Here is a 24420-nt window from a genome sequence, read left to right as displayed (position 1 = left end):
GTTTGTTCTTAATAAAGAATCAATTATCTTTGCAGTCGCTTTTCTGTAAAGTCCGTGTGATGGGGATAAGGAAGCAGTCCTTAATTTGAGTAACACAATTTAAAATTAAAAAATGAAAACATTTGAACTAAAAGGATCACTAAGAACTGATCTAGGAAAAAAAGCAACTAAAGCTTTTCGTAAACAAGATGCTATACCAGCAGTAATTTATGGTGGAGAGAATTCTACAGATGCAATTCACTTTACTGTCCAAGCTGGTGATGTGCGTAAATTAATTTACACTCCTGAGATTTTCTTAGTAGAACTTTCTCTTGATGGAAAAGCTTACAAAGCAATTCTTAAAGACCTCCAAGTACATCCTGTAACAGATGCAATTCTTCACTTAGATTTTCTTCATGTATTTGAAAATCAACCAATCGTTATCGATGTACCTGTAGTACTTGACGGTTTGGCAGAAGGTGTTAAAGCTGGGGGTAAATTGTCTTTAGATACTCGTAAATTGAAAGTTAGAGCTCTTTACAATCAAGTTCCTGAGAAATTGCACGTAAATATCGAGCATTTGGCTTTAGGAAAATCAGTACAAGTTGGAGAACTTAACTTTGACGGATTAGAATTATTAAATGCAAAAAATGCTGTTGTATGTCGTGTTCAATTGACACGTGCTGCAAGAGGTCTTGCTGCTAAAGGCAAATAATAAATAATCTATTGAATGAAATACTTAATTGCCGGCTTGGGCAATATTGGTAGTGAATACCATTATACCCGCCACAATATAGGATTCAGAGTATTGGACGCTTTAGCTAAAGCGTCCAATATTGTTTTTACCGACAAACGATATGGAGAAACTTCTGAGTTGAAAGTTAAAGGTAAAACCCTTATACTCTTGAAACCTTCTACTTATATGAATCTAAGTGGTAATGCTATTAGATACTGGTTACAAGCCGAAAAAATTCCGGTAGAGAATCTATTGGTAGTTTTAGATGATCTGGCTTTGCCTTTCGGTTCATTGAGATTGAAAGGAAAGGGGAGCGATGCAGGTCATAATGGATTAAGAAGTATACAATCGGTACTTGGTACACAGAATTATTCGCGTCTTCGTTTTGGTATAGGGAATGATTTTCCCAAAGGAGGACAAGTGGATTACGTACTAGGTGAATTTTCGGATGAAGAAGAAAAAGCACTTCCCGAACGTTTCGAAATGTGTGAAGATATTATTAAAAGTTTTTGTTTGGCAGGATTACAAAATGCAATGAATCAATTTAATAATAAATAAGATCACTTATTTATATTATTGTTTTTGCTGTAACAAATGGTAGCCAAAACTACATTTATAGCCTAAGTTATGAAAGAAGAAAAAACTGAAGTTCGAATTGATAAATGGTTATGGGCTGTTCGTCTTTTTAAAACACGGACTCTAGCTGTTGAAGCCTGTAAAAAAGGGCGTATAATGATTCATGGGACGAATATAAAGGCTTCCCGTATGATTAGGGTAGGTGATGTTATCCAAATAAAGAAACCACCTATTACGTATTCTTTTAAGGTTTTGGATTTGAGTGAGAAACGTATGGGTGCAAAACTTGTCCCTGAGTTTATGGAAGATGCAACTCCTCAATCGGAATATGACATATTAGAGCTAAGTAAAGTAAGTGGATTCATAGATAGGGATCGAGGAGCTGGACGACCTACAAAGAAAGACCGTCGAGACTTGGTTGACTTTATTGATGACTCCTTCTTTGATGAATGGGATTTTGATTCTGATGATCAATAATAAAAAATAAAATAAGAAACGGAGATCAATATATATTGGTCTCCGTTTCTTATTTTACTCATGTGCTCCAGCTGCTAATAGTATTCTTTCTATTTCTGTATATCGTTTTTTTCTGGCATGAGCTAAAGGAGTGATACCTTCCTTATCCGGTAAATTGACATTAGCTCCATGAGCGATAAGTACTTTTATAATATCTTGGTAAACTTTTCCTCCGTCTGTTAATATGATTGCTTCCAGTAAGGCTGTCCATCCCAAATTATTGATGTGATTGACATCCATATCTGTTTTTTCTAAAAGTAAAGTGACATTTTCGAGATGTCCTTTTTCTGCAGCAGGAATTAGTCCATTTCCACCATAACGGTTGTATATCTTAACATTCGGATTATAATTGAGCATCATCCTCAGTATTTCGGTTCTGCCTTCTGCCGATGCGTATAAGAAAGGACTATCGTATATATTATCTTGCTTATTAATATCAGCTCCGGCTTTTAATAGTATTTCGGCAATCGTAATTTGGTTCATTTGCGTCGCCTTCAATAAAGGAGTTTCTCCGATATCATTAGTTGTATCTACATCTATCCCATTTTCTACTGAATTTCTTACCCCTTGAATATCTGAAGCCATAACATATTCCATCAATGTTTTTTGTTTTGTTGTATTATCTGCATCCTTATTGTTATCGGAGCAGGATGAAAATAATAATATACTGAGTAATGATATATAAACACAACTCATGATCTATTTGCGTTTAAGTTAGTAATACTGAGAAACAAAGGCTTGCTATATAATGAATAGCAAGCCTTTGTTGTAATTAATCTTTGTCAAAAAATGATATCCTATTTTTTCTTTTTTCTGTTTTGTTGCTTTCCCTGTTGCTGTTGTGCACGTTGAGCTTGTTCTGCTTGCTCTTGTAGACGCGACATGAATCCTTTTTTCTTAGGTTTCTTTTTATTTTCTTCTAGTTTCGCTAATACCTTTTCTTCATCGATTAGGTATCGGAAAGCCATTGTGATCAATATGGTCATCAATGTCGATAAGAAGTAATAATATGTTAGACCAGAAGGATAACTATTCAATACAAAGAAGAAAACAAGAGGCATTAACATCATCATCCATTTCATGCCCGGCATTTGTTGCTGTCCTGTATTTGTTGCATCCATATTGAATTTGGTATAGATGACATTAGTTGCAGTCATCAGTATACAGAACAAACTGATATGGTTACCTAACCAAGATGAAATATAAGGGATATTTGTATTCCATTCGAATATTGCATCGTAGGTAGAAAGGTCATTAGCCCATAAAAAGCTTTGCTGACGTAGTTCTATCAACGAAGGGAAGAACGAGAATAAGGCAAGTAAAATAGGCATCTGAAGTAGCATTGGAATACACCCACTCATTGGATTTACGCCCGCTTGCCCATATAATGCCATGACAGCTTTTTGTCTTTCCATTGCTTTTTCCTGACCCGGATATTTCTCATTTAATTCATCTACCTGAGGTTTTAAGACTCTCATTTTTGCAGATGACATAAACGATTTATATGTCAATGGTGAAATGATCAACTTTACAATTAGGGTTAGTAATAAAATTACGATTCCCATTCCCATACCTGTAGATGCTAGTAGGTTAAATAGAGGAATAATAAAGTACTGATTGATAACTCGGAATAAAGCCCAACCTAGAGGTATTAATTTATCCAGATCAAGCTGTTGACTTACATCTTTTACTCCATCATCATAGCCTTTCAACATATAATAATCTAGAGGTCCTAGAAAGTATGTGAATCCTCCTTTAAGAGTCCCTTTATTATCCAATGTTGGCTTGAAATATAGAGTAGCTTCAGCATCTTTTAAATAATCAGGTGATTGTAATACTTTAGAATGTAATGATGGTGAAGTGAATTCGTTATCAGCAATAAGAGTGGTTGCAAAGAATTGATTCTTAAATGCCACCCATTTTACACCGGTAGGTACTTCTTTATTATCATTACTGCTTTCGCTTAGTTCTTCGAAGCTACCATCTGTACCTTTATAATGTATGCGTGTATATCTTTGCTCATTTTTTTCACTCTTTTCTTGTCGATGTAATTTTTGAAACCAATTAAGTTTAAATTTCTCTAAACAATCAACACTCAGTAGATTTTGCATACCTACAACAGCAATATCGAATTTAACCATGTAGCTGTTAGGTGCGAGTGAATAGATAAAGTCAATGTATTCGGTATCGGTGTAATTCATTCGCATAACAAGAGTCTGATTTGCATCGGATGAACTCTGAATAGCAGTGAATATTGCTTTATCCGTATTTAGGGCAGTTCCCTTTTTATTTATCAACTCCAGCGATAAATTAGCATCAGCTTTAAATAGATATAGAGAGTCTCCATTATATTTTTTATAATCTTTCAGTTGGGCACTAAGCATTTGCCCTCCTTTGGTGGAGAAATCTATTTTTACAATCTCATTTTCTAAAGAGATAATTTGCTCTTTGGGTTGATTTGATGTAATTTGAGGTTGTGCAGAGTCAAGAGTATCTGTTGGATTACTTGTAATTGAATCTGCTTTTACGGAAGTATTAGATGAGAAAAAATCCGTTACCGAAGATTGTTCTTTCTGAGCCGGTTGTTCTGTATTTGCTGCGGCAATATCTTCAGCTACTTGTTTCTTTTGAATATTAGAGATAGAATCTTTTATGCGATTATCTCTTTCGATTTCTTCTTGGCTAGGTCGGGTAAGAAAAGTGAATCCCATTACGATAGCAACTATCAGAACTAAGCCAATACCTGTATTTTTATCCATTCTTAATTAATCTGTAGATTTATATAATTATTATGCAGAATAATTGTTATTTACTTTCTATTTTTAATAACAGCTTTCACAAAGCTCATAAATAGAGCATTTGGCGATAAAACTGTACTATTATATTCAGGGTGAAATTGCACTCCTAAGAACCATTTAAGTTCGGGTACTTCAACTACTTCAACCAAATTTGTTTCCGGATTTATTCCGGTACATTTCATTCCATTATCTTCGAATTGTTTGCGATATTCACTATTGAATTCAAAGCGATGGCGGTGGCGTTCTTCAACCATATCTTTTCCGTATGCCTGATGTACAAGAGAACCTTTTTCGAGATTGCATTTGTAAGCTCCTAGACGCATTGATCCTCCCATGTTGGTAATATTCTTTTGTTCTTCCATCAAATCGATTACCTTATAAGGACTATGAGGATTCATCTCTGTTGAATTAGCATCTTCTAATCCTAATACATTGCGAGCATATTCAATCACCATACATTGCATACCCAAACATATACCAAATGTAGGAACATCATTCTCACGAGCATATTTCAGAGCAACGAATTTACCTTCGATACCTCGTTGTCCAAATCCGGGTGCAATAATAATGCCATCGAGTGAGCCTAGCTTGTCTGCCGCATTGTCATCGGTAATTTTGTCAGAGTGGATAAATTGAAGATCTAATTTATGATCGTTATATATTGCAGCTTGCAGTAATGATTCGTTGATAGATTTATATGCGTCATGTAACTCTACATATTTACCCACAATACCAATACTGATTGTTTCTTTTGCATTTTTCTTTTTATCAAGAAAATCTCTCCAAGGTTTCAAATCAGGTTTAGGACCAACTGCTATTCCCATCTTGCGGAGAACGATTTCATCCATTCCTTGTTCCTGCATTTTAAGAGGAACCTCGTATATCGTTGATACATCAACGGACTGCATAACAGCATCGGGTTCGACATTACAGAATAATGCTACCTTTTTAAGTATGTCTTTACTTAATGAACGTTCAGTTCTCAGTACAAGCATATCAGGTTGTACTCCAGATGATTGTAAGCTTTTAACCGAATGTTGTGTAGGTTTTGTTTTAACCTCTCCGGCTGCGGCAATATAGGGTACATAAGTAAGGTGTACACAACAACAATTTTTGCTGCCCAGTTCCCATCTCAATTGCCTTACACTTTCAATGAATGGCAGAGACTCTATATCTCCAACAGTTCCTCCAATTTCGGTAATTACGAAATCATAGTCGTATTTAGCCCCCAATAATTTAATATTACGGCGTATTTCATCGGTAATATGTGGAACAATCTGTACTGTTTTACCTAAATAATCTCCTTTACGTTCTTTATTTATTACATTCTGATAAATACGTCCGGTAGTTATATTATTATCTTTATGAGTAGGTTCGTTAAGAAAACGCTCATAATGACCTAAGTCTAAATCGGCTTCATGCCCATCTACAGTTACATAACATTCCCCATGTTCGTATGGATTTAATGTTCCCGGATCGATATTAATATAGGGATCCAACTTCTGAATAGTCACTTTATAACCTCTCGCCTGTAATAGCTTACCTAATGAAGATGCTATTATACCTTTTCCTAAAGAGGAGATTACTCCTCCTGTAACGAAAATATACTTTGTATCAGCCACGTCTGTATATTATTTTAAAATGTTCCTAATACGAAAACGCAAAAGTACGAAAAATATCTGTAGTACGAATGATTAATGGAGAGCTTATTTAATATAAAACCCCTTTATGTATCAATTGAAAGGTAGTTTTATTAAACATTATAATACTGATTCGCAATAATAATTAAATCTTATAAATTCTTTGAAAAAGGCTAACAGAAAAAAAAATATCTAACAAAAAAGGAGCTTCTATTTAGAAACTCCCTTTTATTTATATTGCGATGTACTTATTATACAGTCACTTCTTTTCTTTTAGGCTCAACTTTAAGTTTACCCGCTTCTTTATCCATAACAGCTTCAATTACATCACCTTGTTGAAGTGCTCCTGACAATATTAGTTCAGCAATCTCATCTTCAAGATAAGTTTGGATAGCGCGCTTTAGAGGTCTTGCTCCAAATTGTGCATCATATCCTTTTTCAGCTATGAAGTCTTTTGCTTCAGTGCTAACCTCAAGAGCATATCCTAATACTGATATTCGTTTATAGAAATCGGTCATATCAATATCAATAATCTTGTTGATAGAGTCTCTGTCAAGTTGATCAAATATCACAATATCATCAATACGATTGATAAATTCAGGAGAGAACGATTTATTCAACGCTTTTTGCAAAATACCTCGTGAATACTCATTGTTTATATCTCCTTGAACAGCACCGGCACTAAAACCAACACCTTTACCAAAATCTTTCAGCTGACGTGTACCAACATTGGATGTCATAATTAGGATTGTATTCTTAAAGTCTACCTTATGTCCTAAACTGTCAGTTAAATGACCTTCGTCTAATACCTGAAGCAATAGATTGAATACATCCGGGTGGGCTTTCTCAATCTCATCCAAAAGAATCACTGAGTAAGGTTTACGACGTACTTTTTCAGTCATCAAACCACCTTCTTCGTAGCCTACATATCCGGGAGGTGCTCCAACTAAACGAGATACGTTGAATTTCTCCATATACTCGCTCATATCTATACGAATCAATGCATCGGCAGAATCAAATAATAGTTCGGCAATCTTTTTAGCCAAGTGAGTTTTACCTACACCGGTTGGTCCTAAGAACATAAATGTGCCGATTGGTTTATTAGGATCTTTTAGTCCTACACGGTTGCGTTGTATAGCTTTTACTATTTTGTCAATAGCATTGTCTTGTCCTACAACCTCAGATTTAAGAGTCCCTTTCATTCCTAAAAGTTTCAAGCCTTCTGCTTCTGCAATTCGTTGTACCGGAATGCCTGAGATCATAGAAACTACTTCTGCAACTTTTTCATCATCTACTATTTGCGGTTGTTCTTTCAGTTGTTTTTCCCAATTCGCTTCTTCTTGTTCTAATTGAATTAGCAATTGGCGTTGTTTATCTCTAAAACTAGCTGCTAGTTCATATTTCTGAGCTTTTACAGCATTTGTTTTTTGATCAACTATGTCCTTCAACTCATTTTCGATTTCTTCGATAATGGGAGGCACATTTATATTAGCCAAGTGCATTCTTGAACCAGCTTCATCTAAAGCATCAATGGCTTTGTCAGGAAAATTACGATCAGTAATATATCGGTCTGTTAATTTGACACAAGCTTCAAGAGCTTCGTTGGTATATTTTACATTGTGATGTTCCTCATACCTATCTTTGATGTTTCGTAGAATTTGAAGAGTTTCCTCTGCAGTAGTGGGTTCAACCATTACCTTTTGAAAACGTCTTTCCAATGCTCCGTCTTTTTCGATATTCTTTCTGTACTCATCTAGAGTTGTTGCACCGATACATTGTATTTCACCTCTTGCTAAAGCCGGTTTCAGCATGTTTGCGGCATCAAGAGAGCCTGTTGCACCTCCTGCTCCAACTATGGTATGAATCTCATCAATGAATAAAATGATATTCGGGTTTTTAGATAGCTCATTAAGAATGGCTTTGATACGTTCCTCAAATTGTCCTCTGTATTTTGTCCCTGCAACAACAGAAGCCATATCCAGAGATATTACCCTTTTGTCAAACAATACGCGCGATACTTTCTTTTGAGTAATTCGTAGAGCCAAGCCTTCTACTATTGCCGATTTACCGACTCCCGGTTCTCCTATTAAAATAGGATTATTCTTCTTGCGGCGACTTAAGATCTGGGCTAATCTTTCAATTTCTTTATCTCTACCAACTATAGGATCCAATTTGTTTTCCATAGCAGCTTTTGTCATATCCGAACCGAAATTGTCTAATACCGGTGTATCGGATGACTGACGTGGTTGCTGTGTATTGACATTTTGGTATGACGCACCTTCTGACGCATCATCATCGTCGTCGTCAGTAAAATCTGCCCCCATTTTAGGCGACAAATCATTATCTAAGTTTTCATCTAAATTTTTTATGTACATAAATGCTCCTGCGTAATTAAAGTTCTGATTTTCTAAAACTCGTGCAGCAATATTTTCGCTGTCCTTTAATATTGCCAGAAGTAAGTGTTCTGAATCTGTTTCTTTACTTTTGGTCAATCGAGCTTCCAGAATACTTAGTTTAAGTATTTTTTCAGTTCCTTTGGTTAATACAATTTCACTGTTATTACTTGTAGACACATCTTGCTGTTCTATAATATGTCTATCGATATTTAATTTGAGATCATCCAAATCTATTCCGGAGTCACTTAATGCCTGTATGGCCAATCCTTCCCCATTTCTAAGAATTCCAAGCATCAAATGTTCAGGTCCCAGATATGAGTTTTGGAGACGTCCGGCTTCTTCACGACTATAGTTCATGATCTTGCGAACCCTTTGTGAGAAATTATTTTCCATAATCTTTTTACCTTTATTCGATGTTTTCTACTATCTACATTTTACCAGAGTTTTGATCTGATCATTTGTAGTATTTGTTTCATATAATACCAAACAAAAATGGTGCCATAAAGTTTATATGTCCGATTACTGATTTTATTTTGTTTTTTTTAAGTATTTCTTTGTGTATGGCCTTAAATCAAAGGTAAAGATATAATTCTTTTGAATATTACCTGTTTATAATAAATTAAAAGAATGAACCATAAATACAAAGTATTAGCTTCTTGACTGTAAATAGTATAATATACGACAAAATGAGATTAGATACAATTATTTTTTTTACTTTTGTCATATAAAAAAGCATTTATTATTAGATAATGAAATCATCTGAACCTGAGCTCGGTCGGTCTGAGCTATCAAACAACTCTAACTCCGATGGAAAATCGGCAGAATTAACCTTAGAGCAAATTCAAAATTTCGAGGGTAAGTATCCTAAACAGTTGTGGTATCTGTTTACAGTTGAGATGTGGGAGCGTTTCTGTTTTTATGGAATGCGTGGAATCCTCACAATTTTCATGGTCGATCAATTGGCACTTCATGCAAAAGAAGCCAACTTGAAATATGGAGCAATACAAGCCTTTGTATATGCTTTTACTTTTTTAGGAGGTATTTTTGCCGATAAGATACTGGGTTTTAAAAAATCTTTGACATTTGGAGCTATAATGATGATCGTGGGTAACTTGCTGATAGCAATAGCACCTCACGATTTTTTTTATATAGGTATTACACTATCTGTTGTAGGAACAGGTTTCTTTAAGCCGAATATATCTTCTATGGTTGGTTTCTTGTATAAAGATGGCGATGCCCGTAAAGAAGCCGGTTTCAGTATGTTTTATTCAGGTATAAATGTAGGAGCATTTTTTGGTGGAGCGATCTGTGTTTGGTTAGGAAAAGGATATTCATGGAGTTATGCCTTTTTGGCTGCAGGAGCTGTGATGGTGTTAGGTTTAATTACCTTTACACTAACCAAAAAGCATCTGGGACCTATTGGTGACAGTCCATTAAAGGATTTAGCACCTAGCAAGCGAAAACTGAGAGAATTATATGTCTATATTATAGCCCTGCTGACGATTCCATTAATTTATGTGATGATTCAGAACACTGAGTATACAGATCTTTTTATGTATACAATCGGTCCGGCAGCTCTACTTTATTTCTTTTATCAATTATTTAAGACTACAACAAAAGAAGCTCGAAAAAAGCTCTTGGCAGCATTGATTTTAATTCTTCTGTCTATTGTATTTTTCGCACTGTTTGAACAAGCAGGAGGTTCTCTTGCTCTTTTTGCAAACGAGAATCTGAGAACATCACTTCTATTTTTTCATATTGATCCTAATATTGTAAATAATGGGGCAAATGCACTTTTTGTCATTTTATTCAGTCCACTACTAGGTTTATTATGGGTTTGGCTAAATAAGAAAAAAATTGAGCCAAACACTGTCGTTAAATTTGGGATTAGCTTTCTTCTTTTGGCGGGCTCTTATTATATTTTATATGGTACACGTTTATTTGCAGATCCTGATGGGAAAACATCGTTGAATATATTCGCCAGTGCTTATTTTGTTATGACATTGGCTGAGCTATGTTTGTCGCCGATAGGTTTATCTATGATAACCAGTTTATCGCCTAAACATTTATCAGGAATGATGATGGGGTTATGGTTTTTAGCAAGTGCATACGGACAATATCTGGCAGGTATTATAGGTGCAGGTATTTCTAATCCCAATGAGAATGCTTCGTTAATGGAAAAGCTCCTTTCATATACGGGTGGATATCAACAATTAGCTATTTATGCTTTGATTGTAGGTATTATTGTTCTGATTGTTTCTCCGATTGTCAGAAAATTGATGCAAGAAGTAAAATAAAAGAAATTATTATAAATTAGAGAATTTTTAAGCTATGACTGAAACTAAGTTACCTTCTAATACAACTGTATTCGGACATCCTGTCGGATTGTATCTTCTGTTTTTTACTGAACTATGGGAGCGATTTTCTTATTATGGAATGCGTGGTATATTAATGTTGTACCTAACCAAGACAGCTATAGAAGGAGGTATCGGGTTTGACGAATCTTTCGCTGGATTAATTTATGGCGGTTTTACAGGACTGGTTTATTTTACTCCATTGATAGGAGGGTGGCTTGCCGATAAGTATCTAGGACAAAGAAAGGCGATAACTATCGGTGGTTTTACCATGTTTCTAGGCCAAATGGTCTTGTTTTTGCTTCATTCTAAATTTGGGCTTTTCTCGGGTTTACTTCTATTGATCATAGGTAATGGATTTTTTAAACCCAATATATCTACTTTAGTTGGAGGCTTATATAAACCGGGCGATGCTAAGCGAGACTCTGCATTTTCCATTTTCTATATGGGGATCAATGTTGGTGCGTTTTTCGCTCCGCTTGTAGTTGGTCTTTTGGCTAATGATTGGTTTGCAGTAAAAGACTTGGATGGTAAGATTATAAGTCATGGTTATAGTTATGGATTCTTGGCGGCCGCTATAGGTATGCTTATCGGTCAACTTTTATTCAATACATTGTCTAAGAGATATTTAGGGGAATTGGGGTTAAAACCCGTAGGTGATAAAAAGGAAAAAGAAGCTGTTGAAGAGCTAGGGCAAGTAGTTGAACACAAAACAGCGCCTCTTACTGCTCAAGATAAACAAAGAACTATTGCTATATTTATTTATTTCTTTTTTGCCATATTCTTTTTTGCAGGCTTTGAGCAAGCGGGTTCTTCGTTTACATTGTATACCGAGAAATTTTTGGATAGAAATGTAGGTGGGTTTATGATTCCTACTGAGTGGTTTCAGTCTATTAATCCTCTTTTCATAGTATTATTGACTCCTGTATTTGCTATGTTCTGGCCTTCAAAAAGTGGACAGAAGATAACTACCCCTGTAAAAATGGGTTCCGGTCTTATGCTTCTCGGTATAGGTTTTCTGTTTATGGTAGGAGCTTCGCATCAAAGAGGGGGAGATATTGCTGATACAGCCGTTAAAGCAAGTATGTGGTGGATTGTCTTTACATATTTATTGCATACTATTGGTGAGTTGTGTTTATCTCCGGTAGGCTTGTCAACCGTAACAAAGCTGGCTCCGCCTAAATTAGCATCTTTGTTGATGGGAGTATGGCTGCTATCTTCATTTTTCGGAAATCTGCTTGGAGGTTGGATCTCGTCTATAACAAGTTCGCTGGGGGCTGGTTCTGTTTATCAGGTATTGGCCATAGGAGCTATTATTTGTGGAGGAGCATTAATCTGCTTGAATAAAATACTTCTGCGAATGATGCATGGAGTAAGATAATATAACAATAATTTTAAGAAAAACCTCTTTTGAAATTTTTCAGAAGAGGTTTTTTGTATATAAAAGATTTAACATGTTCTAATGACTATTCCAACGAAGAATTGATATTTTTGTAATAAGATATAGAGATTATAAATAGTCTTTAGTTTTTAATAGATCATGAAAAAATATACATTTATCACATTAGGTACTATTAGTTTAATTTTAGGGTTATGCGGCTTGTTTACACCTGGATTACCTACTACCCCTTTTATTTTGCTAACCGGAGCTTTGTATGCAAAAAGCTCACCTCGACTATATAAACGGTTGGAAGAAAATAAGCTTACAGGAAAATACCTTAGGCGGATGGAAACAGGATTAAGCTGGAAAGCAAGGCTTTTTTCTATTAGCTTGATGTGGTGTATGGTTTGTATTACAGCCTTTTTGGTCTTCGATTCAGAAAGTAAGATGCGTTATATAATGCTGGGATTGGGTGTAATAGGTACAGTTGCTCAATTGATTGCTTTAAGAAAAAGAAAACCTAAAATGGAATTGCAAGAAATACAGCCAGTTACAGAAAATGCAGATGATATAGATTGTGTTGATACCCCATATAAATAACTTATAATTATATATGGTAAAATACTACTAAAAATTTTGCCATTATGTTAGTTTTATTTTTCTTTGTGTAAGGTATGTTAACAAGACTATATCATAAGACTAAAAAATTACTACAAAATAAAAAATGAAAACGATGAATCAAGAAAATCAAATACAAATTGAATTAACAGAAGACGTAGCTCAAGGTACATATGCCAATTTGGCTATAATAACACATTCTTCATCAGAATTTGTTCTTGATTTTATTAGAATAGTTCCAGGTGTTCCAAAAGCAAAAGTTAAGTCAAGAGTAATTTTAGCACCAGAACATGCTAAAAGGCTTATGTTAGCATTGAGTGATAATATCAGTCAATACGAGAGACTTCATGGAGCAATTGATATCGAAAATCCGGTAGGAGACTTTACCCCTGTAGGTGGCGACGCTTAATTCAAATTAGTTTAAATTGGTCTTATACATCAGCATATGATAATTGATGTATCTATCTATATAAAATAAATATTCTGTAGCTCCGGTTGATAGCTTTGCTTATAGCTTATATTGCCGGAGCCTCAGATTTTTATGTGGAAATACTGATAAGAGTGAGTCAGTAATTATTATCAGATAACTGCGGGTTTTTGTAAGCCTTATCTGTATAGTTTATTAATTTTTAAATGTAAATGAAAATGAACAAGAGTGGGCAAAAATTTAATTTCTTTACCATGTTTCGAGATGGTTTCAAAAGTATGACTCTAGGTCGTACTCTTTGGATTCTTGTTATAATAAAGTTGTGTATTATGTTTTTGATCTTGCGTCCAATCTTTTTTCCGAATTTTCTTAGTTCTAAATTTCAAGATGCAGACTCAAAGGCTGATTATGTGCGGGAAGAATTGATCCAAAGAAAGTAAACGAGTAATAAAAATATGAATAACTAAATATGTCTATCTTATGGAATTATTGAACGCATCATTAGTTGATTGGTCTAGAGGTCAGTTTGCTCTGACTGCTATGTATCACTGGTTGTTTGTTCCATTAACATTAGGTCTTGGCGTTATAATGGCTATTATGGAAACAGCCTATGTACGTACAGGTAATGAGCAATGGAAGAAAACAACGAAATTTTGGATGAATATTTTCGGAGTAAACTTTGCAATTGGTGTTGCAACAGGTCTTATTCTGGAGTTTCAATTTGGGACAAACTGGTCTAACTATAGTTGGTTTGTCGGAGATATTTTTGGAGCACCTTTAGCAATAGAAGGTATGTTGGCATTCTTTATGGAGGCTACATTTATTTCTATTATGTTTTTTGGTTGGACAAGGGTAAGTAAAGGGATGCACCTAGCTTCGACTTGGTTGGTTGTCATAGGTGCAACATTATCGGCTCTTTGGATTCTGGTAGCTAATGCATGGATGCAATATCCTATAGGTATGGAATTTAATCCGGATACGGTGAGAAATGAGATGAATGATTTCTGGGCTGTCGCATTATCGCCGGTCGCTATCAATAAATTCTTTCACACGGTAGTTTCTTGCTGGATTTTAGGTGCTGCATTTGTTGCAGGAGTATCTGCTTGGTATATGCTTAAAAAGAGAGAACACGAGTTTTCAAGACAAAGTATGAAGGTTGCTTCGATCTTCGGATTAGTTGCAGTATTACTTACGGCAATGACCGGTGATGGATCGGCTTATCAGGTCGCTCAGAAACAGCCTATGAAATTAGCCGCCATGGAAGGTCTTTATGAAGGGCAGAATGGGGCAGGTCTTATTGCTGTAGCACTGCCTAACCCTGCCAAGAAATCGTATAACGATGGAGTTGACCCTTATATATTTAAAGTGGAGATTCCACATGCACTGGCTTTATTAGGGTATAGGAATATGGATGCTTTTGTACCCGGAATAAAAGATATTATTGACGGTGGTTATACAACTCAGACAGGTGATGTTGCATTGTCTTTCGAACAGAAGCAGGAACGGGGCAAACAGGCCATACAAGCACTTGCTGATTATAGAACAGCAAAGAAAGAAAACAACGAAACTGCTGCACAAGAATATAAAGCTAAATTGAAGGAAAATTATCCTTACTTTGGTTATGGGTACTTAGATACTCCAGACCAATTGGTTCCTAATATTCCTATGGTATTTTGGGCATTCCACATCATGGTTTATATTGGAGGTTTCTTTATTGCATTTTTTGCTATACTTTGGTTCTTTAGTTATAAAAAGAAACTGGAAGATACTAAATGGCTACTATGGCTTTCAATTCTATCAGTGCCATTGGCGTATATATGTAGTCAGGCAGGATGGATAGTTGCCGAAGTTGGTCGTCAACCTTGGACTATTCAGGATGTATTACCGGTACAAGCTGCCATATCGGCGTTAAGTGCCAATTCGGTAATAACTACCTTTATAATATTCGCTGTGTTGTTTACAGCATTATTAATTGCTGAAATTCGTATCATGTTGAATCAAATTAAAAAAGGACCAAAAGCTGATTAAGCTGAGATTCTATTTAATTTATAAAATATAACACTATGCTTGATTATTCATTTTTACAACACTATTGGTGGTTTCTGATAAGCCTGTTGGCCGGACTTTTAGTATTTTTATTATTTGTTCAAGGAGGTCAATCTATGCTCTTTTCATTATCTAAGACAGATCAACATCGTTTTTTATTAGTGAACGCACTTGGACGTAAATGGGAGTATACCTTTACTACACTAGTAACATTCGGAGGTGCTTTTTTTGCATCGTTTCCTTTGTTCTATTCAACAAGTTTTGGTGGAGCATATTGGGTGTGGATGTTAATATTACTTTGCTTTGTAATTCAGGCTGTATCCTATGAGTATCAATCGAAACCCGGTAATACTTGGGGAAGAACTACTTATCAGTCGTTTCTATTTATAAATGGTTTATTTGGAACTTTTTTATTAGGTGCAGCAGTTGCTACATTTTTTACAGGTTCCGACTTTTTAGTAAATAAAGGCAATATAACAATTATGGGAGGAGATACTGTAACCGGCTTAGTTATCAGTCAATGGCAAAATCCGTTTCATGGTCTTGAAGCTCTTCTTAATTTTAGAAACTGGAGTTTAGGTCTTGCTGTATTCTTCTTGGCGAGAACTCTTGCCTGCTTATTCTTTATAAATAGATTGGCAGATCAGGACTTGGTTGCACGTTCTCGTAAATTCTTATTATACAATGCTCTTCCTTTTGTAGTGTTCTTTTTGACTTTTGTTATATGGACATTCTTATCAAAAGGTTTTGCAGTAGATCCTGTAACCAAAATTGTCAGCTTGGTAGATTATAAGTATTTCCTTAATCTAATAGAAATGCCCGTAGTAGGGATATTCTTCTTGCTGGGTGTATTACTTGTATTATATGGTATAATTCGTACACTAATTGCTGAAAACTATGCTAGTGGTGTTTGGTTTAGTGGTTTGGGCACTGTTATTACTGTATGCACTTTATTATTGCTTGCAGGATATAATAATACAGCTTACTACCCATCGACTGCCGATTTGCAAAGTTCTTTAACTATTCAAAATTCGTCATCGAGTGAATTTACTTTGGTAGCGATGTCATATGCTTCTATATTAGTTCCATTTGTTTTGGCATATATAATATATGCATGGGGATCTCTAGAAAAGAAGAAGTTTAAAGGTGAGGATTTGAAAGAAGATGGTCACGTTTATTGATATACAATTTATCTGAAGAATAAAAAAGGAGAACAAATATTGTTCTCCTTTTTAGTTTTATGATAGAATATAATCGGTTTTAGATAATATCTTGTAGATATTTCGCCATTTCTGATTGTATGTTTTTAGCTTCTTTTGTTGCAGCCGATGCAAAGCTCTCGCTTTTGTCAGCATATATAATAGCACGAGATGAGTTTACTAGTAAACCACATTCTTTATTCATTCCATACTTAACAACCTCCTCTAAAGAACCACCTTGTGCTCCGACTCCCGGAACCAGCAGAAAGTGATTAGGTGCATGTTTACGTATATCAGCAAACATGGATCCTTGAGTTGCTCCGACTACATACATTAATTGTTCGTCAGTACCCCATTGCTGTGATTTCTTGAGGACTTTTTCAAATAACCTTTCACCTTTTGAATCCTCTAATAATTGGAAATCCTGTGACCCTTTATTTGAAGTTAAAGCAAGTAAAATAACCCATTTTTTAGGATAATTCAGGAAAGGGCTAACACTATCTTCTCCCATATAAGGTGCAACTGTTATGGCAGTTGCCTTCAGATGCTCAAAAGCAGACTTAGCATACATTTCAGATGTATTACCGATATCTCCACGTTTGGCATCCAGGATAATAAACTGATCCGGATATTTAGTGCGGATATATTCAATTGTTTTTTCCAATGCCCAGATCCCTTTTATACCAATACTTTCATAAAAAGCAGTATTGGGTTTATATGCCACACAATAAGGAGCTGTTGCATCAATAATTGCTTTATTGAATGCATATATTGGATCTTCTTCATCTAATAAGTGCTCAGGAATCTTTTTTAAGTCTGTGTCAAGCCCTACACATAAGAAGGACTGCTTCTTTTTTATGTTTTCGAAAAGTTCTTGTTTTTTCATTGGTATTTATATCTTTTAAATTCACGAAAATAATTGTTGTTACATTTCTTAAGTACCAGTAAATATTTAATCACAACAATCGGTTGTAATTTCTACTGACCCAAGTAATCAAAAAGGGGGCCTTATAATTCGCTTTCTTTTAATCGTTCTGTATTCTCTGCAATAATCAATTGATCTATTATCTGTTGAATATCACCATCCATAATGGCTGCAAGATTATACAGTGTCAGATTTATTCTATGATCAGTGACACGTCCTTGAGAATAGTTGTATGTTCTGATCTTTGCAGATCGATCACCTGTCGAAACCATTGTTTTTCTTTTGGAGGCTATCTCATCCATATACTTCTGGTATTCCATATTATATATACGGGAACGCAACTCAATCAAAGCCTTGGCTCTATTTTTCAATTGTGATTTTTCATCCTGACATTGAACTGTTACCCCTGTCGGAATATGAACCATACGTATGGCAGAATATGTTGTATTTACCGATTGTCCTCCATTTCCAGATGCACAAAAGGTATCTACTCGTATGTCTGATTCTTTTATTTCCACATCAAATTCTTCAGCTTCAGGTAATACGGCTACAGTAGATGCAGAGGTGTGTACACGACCTTGTGTTTCTGTTGCCGGAACTCGTTGAACCCGATGAACCCCCGATTCGTATTTGAGCGTACCATATACATTGTCGCCCGAAACAGTAAATATAATTTCCTTAAAACCTCCCGAAGTTCCTTCTGTCAGGCTTGTAACTTCGGTTTTCCAGCCCTTTGTTTCGCTGTATTTCTGATACATGCGATAAAGGTCTCCTGCAAAAATTGCAGCCTCGTCTCCACCTGTTCCTCCTCGAATTTCAACGATTGCATTTTTATTATCTTGAGGATCTGCAGGTACGAGCAAAAGCTTTATCTCTTCTTCAAGTATAGGTAATCTGGAATTGCTTACTTCTAATTCCTCCTTAGCCATTTCGCGTAATTCGGCATCTGACTCATTGTCAAGTATACTTTTGGCCTCAGATATACTGGTTAGTACTTGAATATATTCTTTTCTTGCATTTACAATCTTTTCAAGATCACGGTATTCTTTAGTCAGCTTCACATAGCGTTTCATATCTGATATAACATTAGGATCGGTAATTAACTTACCGATTTCTTCGAAACGTATAACTAAGGCTTCCAGTTTATCTAAGAGTGAATGTTGATTCATTTTCAGTTTTTAATTTGCAGGTGCAAAGATAAGAAAAAGGAAATTATTCTATAGGTCTTTTTTATTACTTGACTGATGTGTTTATAAAAGTATTAACTTAGCTTTTAGCTAAATAGTATTTAATTATTCTTTTTTAGCTTTAGCCTATGTCTAAATTTAAACTCTCAGAAGAAGAATTAAGATAGAAGTTGATGTATAAAGGGGATTAACAGAGCGGTCATTACGCCCATAAGTCCAATGGCCAATCCACTTATTGCCCCCTCGATTACACCCATTTCCATAGCCTTTACTGTTCCTACACTATGTGCCGAAGCTCCCATCGCCAATCCTTTAGCAATACTGCTTTTAATTCCTAAAATACGCAACACAAAAGGACCAACTATACCTCCGAATATACCACAGAATAGAACAATAACAGCGGTTAGGGAAGGTATTCCTCCAGATTGAGCTGAAATATTCATAGCAATGGCTGTCGTAACCGATTTTGGTTCGAGGGTCATAACTAAAGCATTATCTGCTCCCGTTATTTTAGCCAAGACAATTACACTTACGATTCCGGTTATACTACCTACAAATATAGAAGTAAGTATGGATACTACATTTCCTTTTAGATAAGACATTTGTTGATAAAGAATATATCCCAATGCCACAACAGATGGACCTAGAAGAAAACTTACAAATTGTCCTCCTCGTTGAAATGTTTCATAATCCATTTTTGTTATTTGTAGAAATAGAATGATAATCGCTATGGATATAATAAGAGGATGTAGTATGGCAATTCTTGTCTTTTTAAAGATATATTGCCCGAATAAATAACTGCCAAAAATAAGGACAAGAATAAATTCAGGACTCTCAATTAATAACCTCATTTCGACCTCCCTTTTTCCATTTGTTGTTGTACTATACCTACTACGGCAATAACTAAAATTGTGCTGATTGAGCAGGTAATAATAATAGATGCCCAAAATTTGCTCAATACGCCAAATGAACTCATTAATCCGGCTCCCGAAGGAATAAAGAAGATTGCCATATTTTTAGTTATGGCATTTGCTGTTGAATCAACACTTTCCGGATTTATGATTTTGAGATAGAGCGATAAAAATAACAACATCATTCCGATGATACTTCCCGGAATAAACCCTTTAATGAGGTAGCTCATACACTCTCCTATAAAATAAAATAAGAGAATGATGAAAATTCCTTTAACCATTTTCATACTAACTTATACCTAAAAATTAACTCTACAAAGGTAGGATAAATTAGCTATAGAAGTCGTTTTATTAGTGTAAAATCTCAGAGATATTTTAATAATAAAAGCCGATTATCGAATGGGGATAATCGGCTTCCAGAATGCTAAGTAAAGGTAAATATTTAATGCTATATTTTAAGAAGATAACTGTTTATCGCTGTTTTACTAGCCAAAGCAATAAATAGTTCTGCGAACTTATTATTGTTCTATTTATCCTCAAATATTTCTAAAGAAAAATTCTCACCGTCGAAAACAGCATAAGAGAAAAAACTGATCCAGTCTCCAAGAATAACAATTCGTGAAGTCTGCGATAACATCAGATCGAGCATTATGTGACGATGTCCGAAAATGAAAAAATTAATATTCGGAGATTCCTTAAGTTGTTTCTTTGCGAACAAAACCAGATGTTCTTTATCTTCGCCTAAATAAGGTATCTCTCCACCTGTAGCTCTACTATGATTTGACCATCGATGGGCTATACCTAGTGCCCAACGTGGATGTAAACAGGCAAAAGCTTTTTGACAGAATTTGTTATGAAAAGCCCATCTGATAATTTTAAACGACTTAGAATCATCTCCTAATCCGTCACCATGAGCGAGTAGGAATTTTTTGTTATATATATCTTGAACCAATGGTTCAAGATGAACTATCATACCACATTCTTTTTCCAGATAATCAGTGACCCATACATCGTGATTTCCGATAAAGAAATGAATTTCTATACCGGAATCTGTTAACTCTGAGATCTTACCTAATACACGTGTAAATCCTCTTGGCACAACATATTTATACTCAAACCAGAAATCGAATATATCCCCTAAAAGATAAATCGTTTTAGCATCTTCTTTTACCATATCAAACCATCTGCATAGCTTTCTCTCAATCTCATGGTTGGGATAGCTATCTTTCGATGTTTTTTTGATCGTATTAGGTAAGCTCAATGCCCCGTTATTATCTATAACCTTATTGTGTGAGGCTGATCCTAGATGTACGTCGGATAGGAAGTAAACTTTATTTCTTTCCGCCATAATTTTTATAGAAAACCCAGCTCTAATTTAGCTTCTTCACTCAACATATCTTTATTCCACTCGGGCTCGAATGTAAGATTTACAATTACATTCTTTGCAGCTGGAATAGATTCAAGTTTTAAACGTACATCCTCTAATATGAAATCTGCTGCGGGGCAATTGGGGGCAGTCAATGTCATAGTTATGGTTACATTTTGATCATCATCTACATCTACCTTATAGATAAGTCCAAGATCATAAATATTTACGGGTATTTCGGGATCATATACTGTTTTCAGCATACGTACTATGTCTTCTTCTAATTTTAATAATCCAGTATTCATATTTTTAATAATTAAGTAGTTTAAAATATCGATTATCATATCTCAGGTATATAACTAATTATAATAGACCTGAAACCTTTGTCGTTATAGTGTTTTAGCTAAATTTAGAGCTGCTTCAATACATTTGTCCATATTATAGTATTCCCATTCAGCAAAACGCCCCAGAAGATGTATATTCTCTTCTTTTAGGATTTTCTTTGTTTGGTCAATTAGTTTTTTTGTCTCGAAATTATGTATAATATATGAATTCTGCTCATAATTATATTTAATAGGAGATAAATTACCCGGTAGTTTTTTTATTTCACTAATCATGTCTTCGTATTGCATTTTTCCGGAAAATTCAACAACACAAGTTTTTCGTTGTTTATCTCCATTATTAGCTGGCGAAAAATTACCTGTGTAAATTATTCTGTGAGCACTAGTGAATTCATCAGGAATGTACAGCCATGAGATGTCATTGTCGTCCGTTTCGCAGAGTAAATTCGATGTGCCGTTTGATCTTAAATTCTGTATTTCTTTTAAATCAATTTTGTCATCAAGAGTTCTCTCTAAATAGTCGGGCATCTTTCTTATATCTCCGCAATATACAACACTATCGAAACCTATTTGTTTATCTATTGTATATTGATTATTAATTTTTTCAATATGAGTTATGTCAGATCCTGTACGTATATCTAAATCTTGAGAAAGTCTATCTACAATAAATTGTGATCCGCCAACTTTTGGATAAAAAAATGTCGAATGTACCATCGATTTTTCTTCCTGACGAGTTATATTACTTACAATGATTTCTTTTAAGTATGGCATTGGTAGTTTTCCTTCCAACCAAGACATAGGAACTGTTGAAAGGTCTACTTTCCATATTTTATTATTATATGGTTTAAAATAGAGTTCATAAAGAGTTTTACCAAAAGTATTTTCTAAAAACAGCTCAAAATTAGGATAATTTTGCCATGATTGCTTTTCTTTATGTTGTAATAGAAGAAGTTCGTCTATTATTGTATCTATAGTACTTTTATCGAAATTATAGATGTAGTTTTCTATGGGATAACCAATTATTTGATCTCTAAAAAGAATCTTAGCATTTCTGGTAACTTTTAGAAATTCAGAGTCTTGGTTAAAATGTGACCAAAACCAATCGGCTACTTCTTTATTTTTAGAATTGAATACATGTCCTCCAACTTTATGAAACAAAACCGAATCGATAATATCACACTTTATAAGTCCACCTTGACGTTGCTCTTTTTCGAAAAGAACAACCTCGTGTTTATCTTTTAAAATATTAGCTAAAGAAAGTCCGGATATACCTGTTCCAATAATTGCAATTTTCATAATATGTCTTTTAAGTCCATCTGGACAGTTTGATGGGGTGATAATACAATACATCTGAAGGAAAAGTGGAGAAGAGTTTATCCAAAGATCGTTCATATGTATCTTCTAATGCCTGCTTGTCTTCTTTAGTCCATAAGGCTATGCCTTTATCCATAAGGTCTTTTTCTGTGAATATTTTTTTACAAGCCATAATCATTGCAGTTGGAATAGCCAATTCTACAAAAAGGTTAGTTGCAACGAATAGGCCGCTATAATGTCTAAATTGTTTGAAATCAGATGCCGGTAAGATGAAAATATCAGAATAACCACTCATTAAGGGAAACTTTAATTCTATTCTTCCTTTTCTTAATTGCTTATTAACTTTACGACAATCTAATTTATAACGGATAAGTCCTTTTAAATTTTTAGGATAATTGCAGCGTGGAGGTAGTTCATAGACCTTATCTGCATTTAAATAGGGTTTTTCAAATCCTTTTCTTTCAAATTCTTTTAAGACATCTTCTTTTGAAGGAAATTCTCTCTTAACTTCTACTCCTGGAACATTAAAAGGATCATAATCTACTGCCTTGGGAGAATGATACCACAAATTTAAAGAATGTAATTCATCTAAACTTGAAATAAAAGAATCTTCTTTTCCTACTTTAAAATAGGTAGTATAATTATCTTGATTTATTTGAGGATTTAAGATTAGGTCATCACCAATAAAGATGAAATGGTCAAAGTTTCCTTCTGAAGTTAATCTTTCATACGCTTGTGCTACATACCCTTGAAAGTAGTGTGAATTTTCGTATATTGCAATAACATTGCTTCTATCACCATCATAAAAGGGTACTAAATGAAATATGTGACTAAATCGACTTTTATAGATTTCATCTAATCTTGGAATATTAGCATCATAACGGTGGTTATGTATAATTACTAATGCGATCATTTTATAGTTAGTTCATTAAATTTTATAATATACAATCATTATCTCTATAGCTGTAATAGCTATTGCCGCATACAATAACATGATCCATTAAATATATATCAAGTAATTTGCAGGCCTCTTTAAGTTTTAGTGTGATGTTATTATCATCTTCGCTTGGTTTAGGGTTACCCGAAGGATGATTGTGTATTAATACAATGTTAGTTGCTAAATTTTCAATTGCTTCTTTAATAATAAGGCGAATATCAATAACTGTACCTGTAATTCCTCCTTTACTGACTAGAATCTTTTTCAGCACTTTATTAGACCGGTTCATGAGTAATACCCAACTTTCTTCATGTCTCAAATCACCAAGAAGTGGCTGAAACATATGAAAAACATCTTTACTTAATAGTATGAGCTGTTGCTTTTCTGTATCAGAAAGCTTACGTCTTTTACCTAATTCTAACGCCGCAATAATAGTAATGGCTTTGGCTTCACCTATACCGTTGAAGTTTTGTACTAAGTCATGAATACTTAGTTTACCAAATGAATTCAGGTTATTATTTACCGAAAATAATATTCGTTGTGATAGTTCGACAGCGGTTTCATTCTTATTACCCGATCCAATCAGAATAGCTAGTAATTCAGCATCAGACAATGCGGACACTCCCTTTATGAGCATCTTTTCCCGTGGACGGTCTTCTTCTGCCCAATCTGTTATTTTTAGCTTTAGCTTCGATTGATCCATAAGTTTATAAAGATAAAAAAATCGTGTTTGGTAAGCTAACCAAATCACGATTTTTTCTTAAACATAAATC

General features: G+C 34.7%; 23 protein-coding genes. 10 read left to right on the top strand and 13 right to left on the bottom strand.

Annotation, left to right across the window (positions count from 1 at the left end; genetic code table 11):
- The first annotated feature begins 112 nt into the window (after nt 1-112).
- From G7051_RS17035 to G7051_RS17025, 3 genes are all read left to right on the top strand, one after another.
- Nucleotides 113-694, top strand: coding sequence for a 50S ribosomal protein L25/general stress protein Ctc (locus G7051_RS17035; protein ID WP_166117370.1), 582 nt, complete (start codon nt 113-115; stop codon nt 692-694).
- 15 nt (nt 695-709) lie between these two features.
- Nucleotides 710-1273: an aminoacyl-tRNA hydrolase gene (gene pth, locus G7051_RS17030; protein ID WP_166202184.1), complete on the top strand. Its 564-nt coding sequence runs from the start codon at nt 710-712 to the stop codon at nt 1271-1273.
- A gap of 69 nt (nt 1274-1342) precedes the next feature.
- Nucleotides 1343-1768 (top strand): RNA-binding S4 domain-containing protein, encoded by a 426-nt coding sequence (locus G7051_RS17025; protein WP_166202182.1) that lies wholly within the window; start codon nt 1343-1345, stop codon nt 1766-1768.
- A gap of 54 nt (nt 1769-1822) precedes the next feature.
- Here the strand turns inward: G7051_RS17025 and G7051_RS17020 are convergent, their stop codons facing one another.
- The 4 genes from G7051_RS17020 to G7051_RS17005 form a co-directional block, all read right to left on the bottom strand.
- Nucleotides 1823-2503 carry an ankyrin repeat domain-containing protein gene (locus tag G7051_RS17020; RefSeq protein ID WP_166202180.1) on the bottom strand — a complete coding sequence of 227 codons (681 nt, stop codon included), beginning with the start codon at nt 2501-2503 and terminating at the stop codon, nt 1823-1825.
- Between the two features lie 101 nt (nt 2504-2604).
- Nucleotides 2605-4566: a membrane protein insertase YidC gene (yidC, locus tag G7051_RS17015; RefSeq protein ID WP_166202178.1), complete on the bottom strand. Its 1962-nt coding sequence runs from the start codon at nt 4564-4566 to the stop codon at nt 2605-2607.
- A gap of 50 nt (nt 4567-4616) precedes the next feature.
- The gene (locus G7051_RS17010; RefSeq protein WP_166117365.1) at nt 4617-6227 is read right to left on the bottom strand and encodes a CTP synthase; all 1611 of its coding nucleotides are present in this window, start codon (nt 6225-6227) and stop codon (nt 4617-4619) included.
- A 269-nt stretch (nt 6228-6496) separates the two neighbouring features.
- Nucleotides 6497-9034, bottom strand: a complete 2538-nt coding sequence (locus G7051_RS17005; protein WP_166117364.1) for an ATP-dependent Clp protease ATP-binding subunit — start codon at nt 9032-9034, stop codon at nt 6497-6499.
- 356 nt (nt 9035-9390) lie between these two features.
- Here G7051_RS17005 and G7051_RS17000 point away from each other — a divergent pair, with 356 nt between their 5' ends.
- From G7051_RS17000 to G7051_RS16970, 7 genes are all read left to right on the top strand, one after another.
- Nucleotides 9391-10938: a peptide MFS transporter gene (locus G7051_RS17000; RefSeq protein ID WP_166117363.1), complete on the top strand. Its 1548-nt coding sequence runs from the start codon at nt 9391-9393 to the stop codon at nt 10936-10938.
- 34 nt (nt 10939-10972) lie between these two features.
- A complete protein-coding gene (locus G7051_RS16995; RefSeq protein ID WP_166202176.1) occupies nt 10973-12376 on the top strand; it encodes a peptide MFS transporter in 1404 nt (467 codons plus the stop codon).
- Between the two features lie 159 nt (nt 12377-12535).
- Nucleotides 12536-12976 (top strand): YbaN family protein, encoded by a 441-nt coding sequence (locus G7051_RS16990; protein ID WP_166202174.1) that lies wholly within the window; start codon nt 12536-12538, stop codon nt 12974-12976.
- Nucleotides 12977-13100: 124 nt separating this feature from the next.
- Nucleotides 13101-13403, top strand: coding sequence for a DUF3467 domain-containing protein (locus tag G7051_RS16985; RefSeq protein WP_166117360.1), 303 nt, complete (start codon nt 13101-13103; stop codon nt 13401-13403).
- Between the two features lie 230 nt (nt 13404-13633).
- The gene (locus G7051_RS16980; RefSeq protein ID WP_370521862.1) at nt 13634-13861 is read left to right on the top strand and encodes a DUF4492 domain-containing protein; all 228 of its coding nucleotides are present in this window, start codon (nt 13634-13636) and stop codon (nt 13859-13861) included.
- A 40-nt stretch (nt 13862-13901) separates the two neighbouring features.
- The gene (locus tag G7051_RS16975) at nt 13902-15449 is read left to right on the top strand and encodes a cytochrome ubiquinol oxidase subunit I (RefSeq protein ID WP_166117359.1); all 1548 of its coding nucleotides are present in this window, start codon (nt 13902-13904) and stop codon (nt 15447-15449) included.
- 35 nt (nt 15450-15484) lie between these two features.
- Nucleotides 15485-16648 carry a cytochrome d ubiquinol oxidase subunit II gene (locus G7051_RS16970; RefSeq protein ID WP_166202172.1) on the top strand — a complete coding sequence of 388 codons (1164 nt, stop codon included), beginning with the start codon at nt 15485-15487 and terminating at the stop codon, nt 16646-16648.
- Between the two features lie 79 nt (nt 16649-16727).
- On the opposite strand, the gene pyrF is transcribed toward G7051_RS16970, so the two are convergent.
- From pyrF to radC, 9 genes are all read right to left on the bottom strand, one after another.
- Nucleotides 16728-17552 (bottom strand): orotidine-5'-phosphate decarboxylase, encoded by an 825-nt coding sequence (pyrF, locus tag G7051_RS16965; protein ID WP_166202170.1) that lies wholly within the window; start codon nt 17550-17552, stop codon nt 16728-16730.
- A gap of 122 nt (nt 17553-17674) precedes the next feature.
- Nucleotides 17675-18760 carry a peptide chain release factor 1 gene (prfA, locus tag G7051_RS16960; RefSeq protein ID WP_166117356.1) on the bottom strand — a complete coding sequence of 362 codons (1086 nt, stop codon included), beginning with the start codon at nt 18758-18760 and terminating at the stop codon, nt 17675-17677.
- A 176-nt stretch (nt 18761-18936) separates the two neighbouring features.
- Nucleotides 18937-19629, bottom strand: coding sequence for an LrgB family protein (locus tag G7051_RS16955; protein ID WP_166117355.1), 693 nt, complete (start codon nt 19627-19629; stop codon nt 18937-18939).
- Nucleotides 19626-19970, bottom strand: coding sequence for a CidA/LrgA family protein (locus G7051_RS16950; RefSeq protein WP_185154971.1), 345 nt, complete (start codon nt 19968-19970; stop codon nt 19626-19628). Before G7051_RS16950 ends, G7051_RS16955 begins: the two co-directional genes overlap by 4 nt.
- 245 nt (nt 19971-20215) lie before the next feature.
- Nucleotides 20216-21037 carry a UDP-2,3-diacylglucosamine diphosphatase gene (locus tag G7051_RS16945; RefSeq protein WP_166117353.1) on the bottom strand — a complete coding sequence of 274 codons (822 nt, stop codon included), beginning with the start codon at nt 21035-21037 and terminating at the stop codon, nt 20216-20218.
- Nucleotides 21038-21042: 5 nt separating this feature from the next.
- Nucleotides 21043-21360 (bottom strand): metal-sulfur cluster assembly factor, encoded by a 318-nt coding sequence (locus G7051_RS16940; protein ID WP_166117352.1) that lies wholly within the window; start codon nt 21358-21360, stop codon nt 21043-21045.
- An 84-nt stretch (nt 21361-21444) separates the two neighbouring features.
- A complete protein-coding gene (locus tag G7051_RS16935) occupies nt 21445-22692 on the bottom strand; it encodes an NAD(P)/FAD-dependent oxidoreductase (RefSeq protein ID WP_166202168.1) in 1248 nt (415 codons plus the stop codon).
- Between the two features lie 10 nt (nt 22693-22702).
- Entirely contained in the window at nt 22703-23623 is a 921-nt protein-coding gene (locus tag G7051_RS16930) for a hypothetical protein (RefSeq protein WP_166202166.1), read from the bottom strand.
- A 22-nt stretch (nt 23624-23645) separates the two neighbouring features.
- Entirely contained in the window at nt 23646-24350 is a 705-nt protein-coding gene (gene radC / locus G7051_RS16925) for a DNA repair protein RadC (protein WP_166202164.1), read from the bottom strand.
- Nucleotides 24351-24420 lie beyond the last annotated feature (70 nt).

Source organism: Dysgonomonas sp. HDW5B, from assembly GCF_011299335.1.
Taxonomy (GTDB): domain Bacteria; phylum Bacteroidota; class Bacteroidia; order Bacteroidales; family Dysgonomonadaceae; genus Dysgonomonas_A.
Note: the sequence above shows the minus strand (reverse complement) of the source record. Positions and strands in the feature narration are given on the sequence as shown.

Coding starts and splice junctions, on each gene's coding strand:
- G7051_RS17035 (WP_166117370.1), top strand. CDS start 113: ATGAAAACATTTGAACTAAAAGGATCACTAAGAACTGATCTAGGAAAA.
- pth (WP_166202184.1), top strand. CDS start 710: ATGAAATACTTAATTGCCGGCTTGGGCAATATTGGTAGTGAATACCAT.
- G7051_RS17025 (WP_166202182.1), top strand. CDS start 1,343: ATGAAAGAAGAAAAAACTGAAGTTCGAATTGATAAATGGTTATGGGCT.
- G7051_RS17020 (WP_166202180.1), bottom strand. CDS start 2,503: ATGAGTTGTGTTTATATATCATTACTCAGTATATTATTATTTTCATCC.
- yidC (WP_166202178.1), bottom strand. CDS start 4,566: ATGGATAAAAATACAGGTATTGGCTTAGTTCTGATAGTTGCTATCGTA.
- G7051_RS17005 (WP_166117364.1), bottom strand. CDS start 9,034: ATGGAAAATAATTTCTCACAAAGGGTTCGCAAGATCATGAACTATAGT.
- G7051_RS17000 (WP_166117363.1), top strand. CDS start 9,391: ATGAAATCATCTGAACCTGAGCTCGGTCGGTCTGAGCTATCAAACAAC.
- G7051_RS16995 (WP_166202176.1), top strand. CDS start 10,973: ATGACTGAAACTAAGTTACCTTCTAATACAACTGTATTCGGACATCCT.
- G7051_RS16990 (WP_166202174.1), top strand. CDS start 12,536: ATGAAAAAATATACATTTATCACATTAGGTACTATTAGTTTAATTTTA.
- G7051_RS16985 (WP_166117360.1), top strand. CDS start 13,101: ATGAAAACGATGAATCAAGAAAATCAAATACAAATTGAATTAACAGAA.
- G7051_RS16980 (WP_370521862.1), top strand. CDS start 13,634: ATGAAAATGAACAAGAGTGGGCAAAAATTTAATTTCTTTACCATGTTT.
- G7051_RS16975 (WP_166117359.1), top strand. CDS start 13,902: ATGGAATTATTGAACGCATCATTAGTTGATTGGTCTAGAGGTCAGTTT.
- G7051_RS16970 (WP_166202172.1), top strand. CDS start 15,485: ATGCTTGATTATTCATTTTTACAACACTATTGGTGGTTTCTGATAAGC.
- pyrF (WP_166202170.1), bottom strand. CDS start 17,552: ATGAAAAAACAAGAACTTTTCGAAAACATAAAAAAGAAGCAGTCCTTC.
- prfA (WP_166117356.1), bottom strand. CDS start 18,760: ATGAATCAACATTCACTCTTAGATAAACTGGAAGCCTTAGTTATACGT.
- G7051_RS16955 (WP_166117355.1), bottom strand. CDS start 19,629: ATGAGGTTATTAATTGAGAGTCCTGAATTTATTCTTGTCCTTATTTTT.
- G7051_RS16950 (WP_185154971.1), bottom strand. CDS start 19,970: ATGGTTAAAGGAATTTTCATCATTCTCTTATTTTATTTTATAGGAGAG.
- G7051_RS16945 (WP_166117353.1), bottom strand. CDS start 21,037: ATGGCGGAAAGAAATAAAGTTTACTTCCTATCCGACGTACATCTAGGA.
- G7051_RS16940 (WP_166117352.1), bottom strand. CDS start 21,360: ATGAATACTGGATTATTAAAATTAGAAGAAGACATAGTACGTATGCTG.
- G7051_RS16935 (WP_166202168.1), bottom strand. CDS start 22,692: ATGAAAATTGCAATTATTGGAACAGGTATATCCGGACTTTCTTTAGCT.
- G7051_RS16930 (WP_166202166.1), bottom strand. CDS start 23,623: ATGATCGCATTAGTAATTATACATAACCACCGTTATGATGCTAATATT.
- radC (WP_166202164.1), bottom strand. CDS start 24,350: ATGGATCAATCGAAGCTAAAGCTAAAAATAACAGATTGGGCAGAAGAA.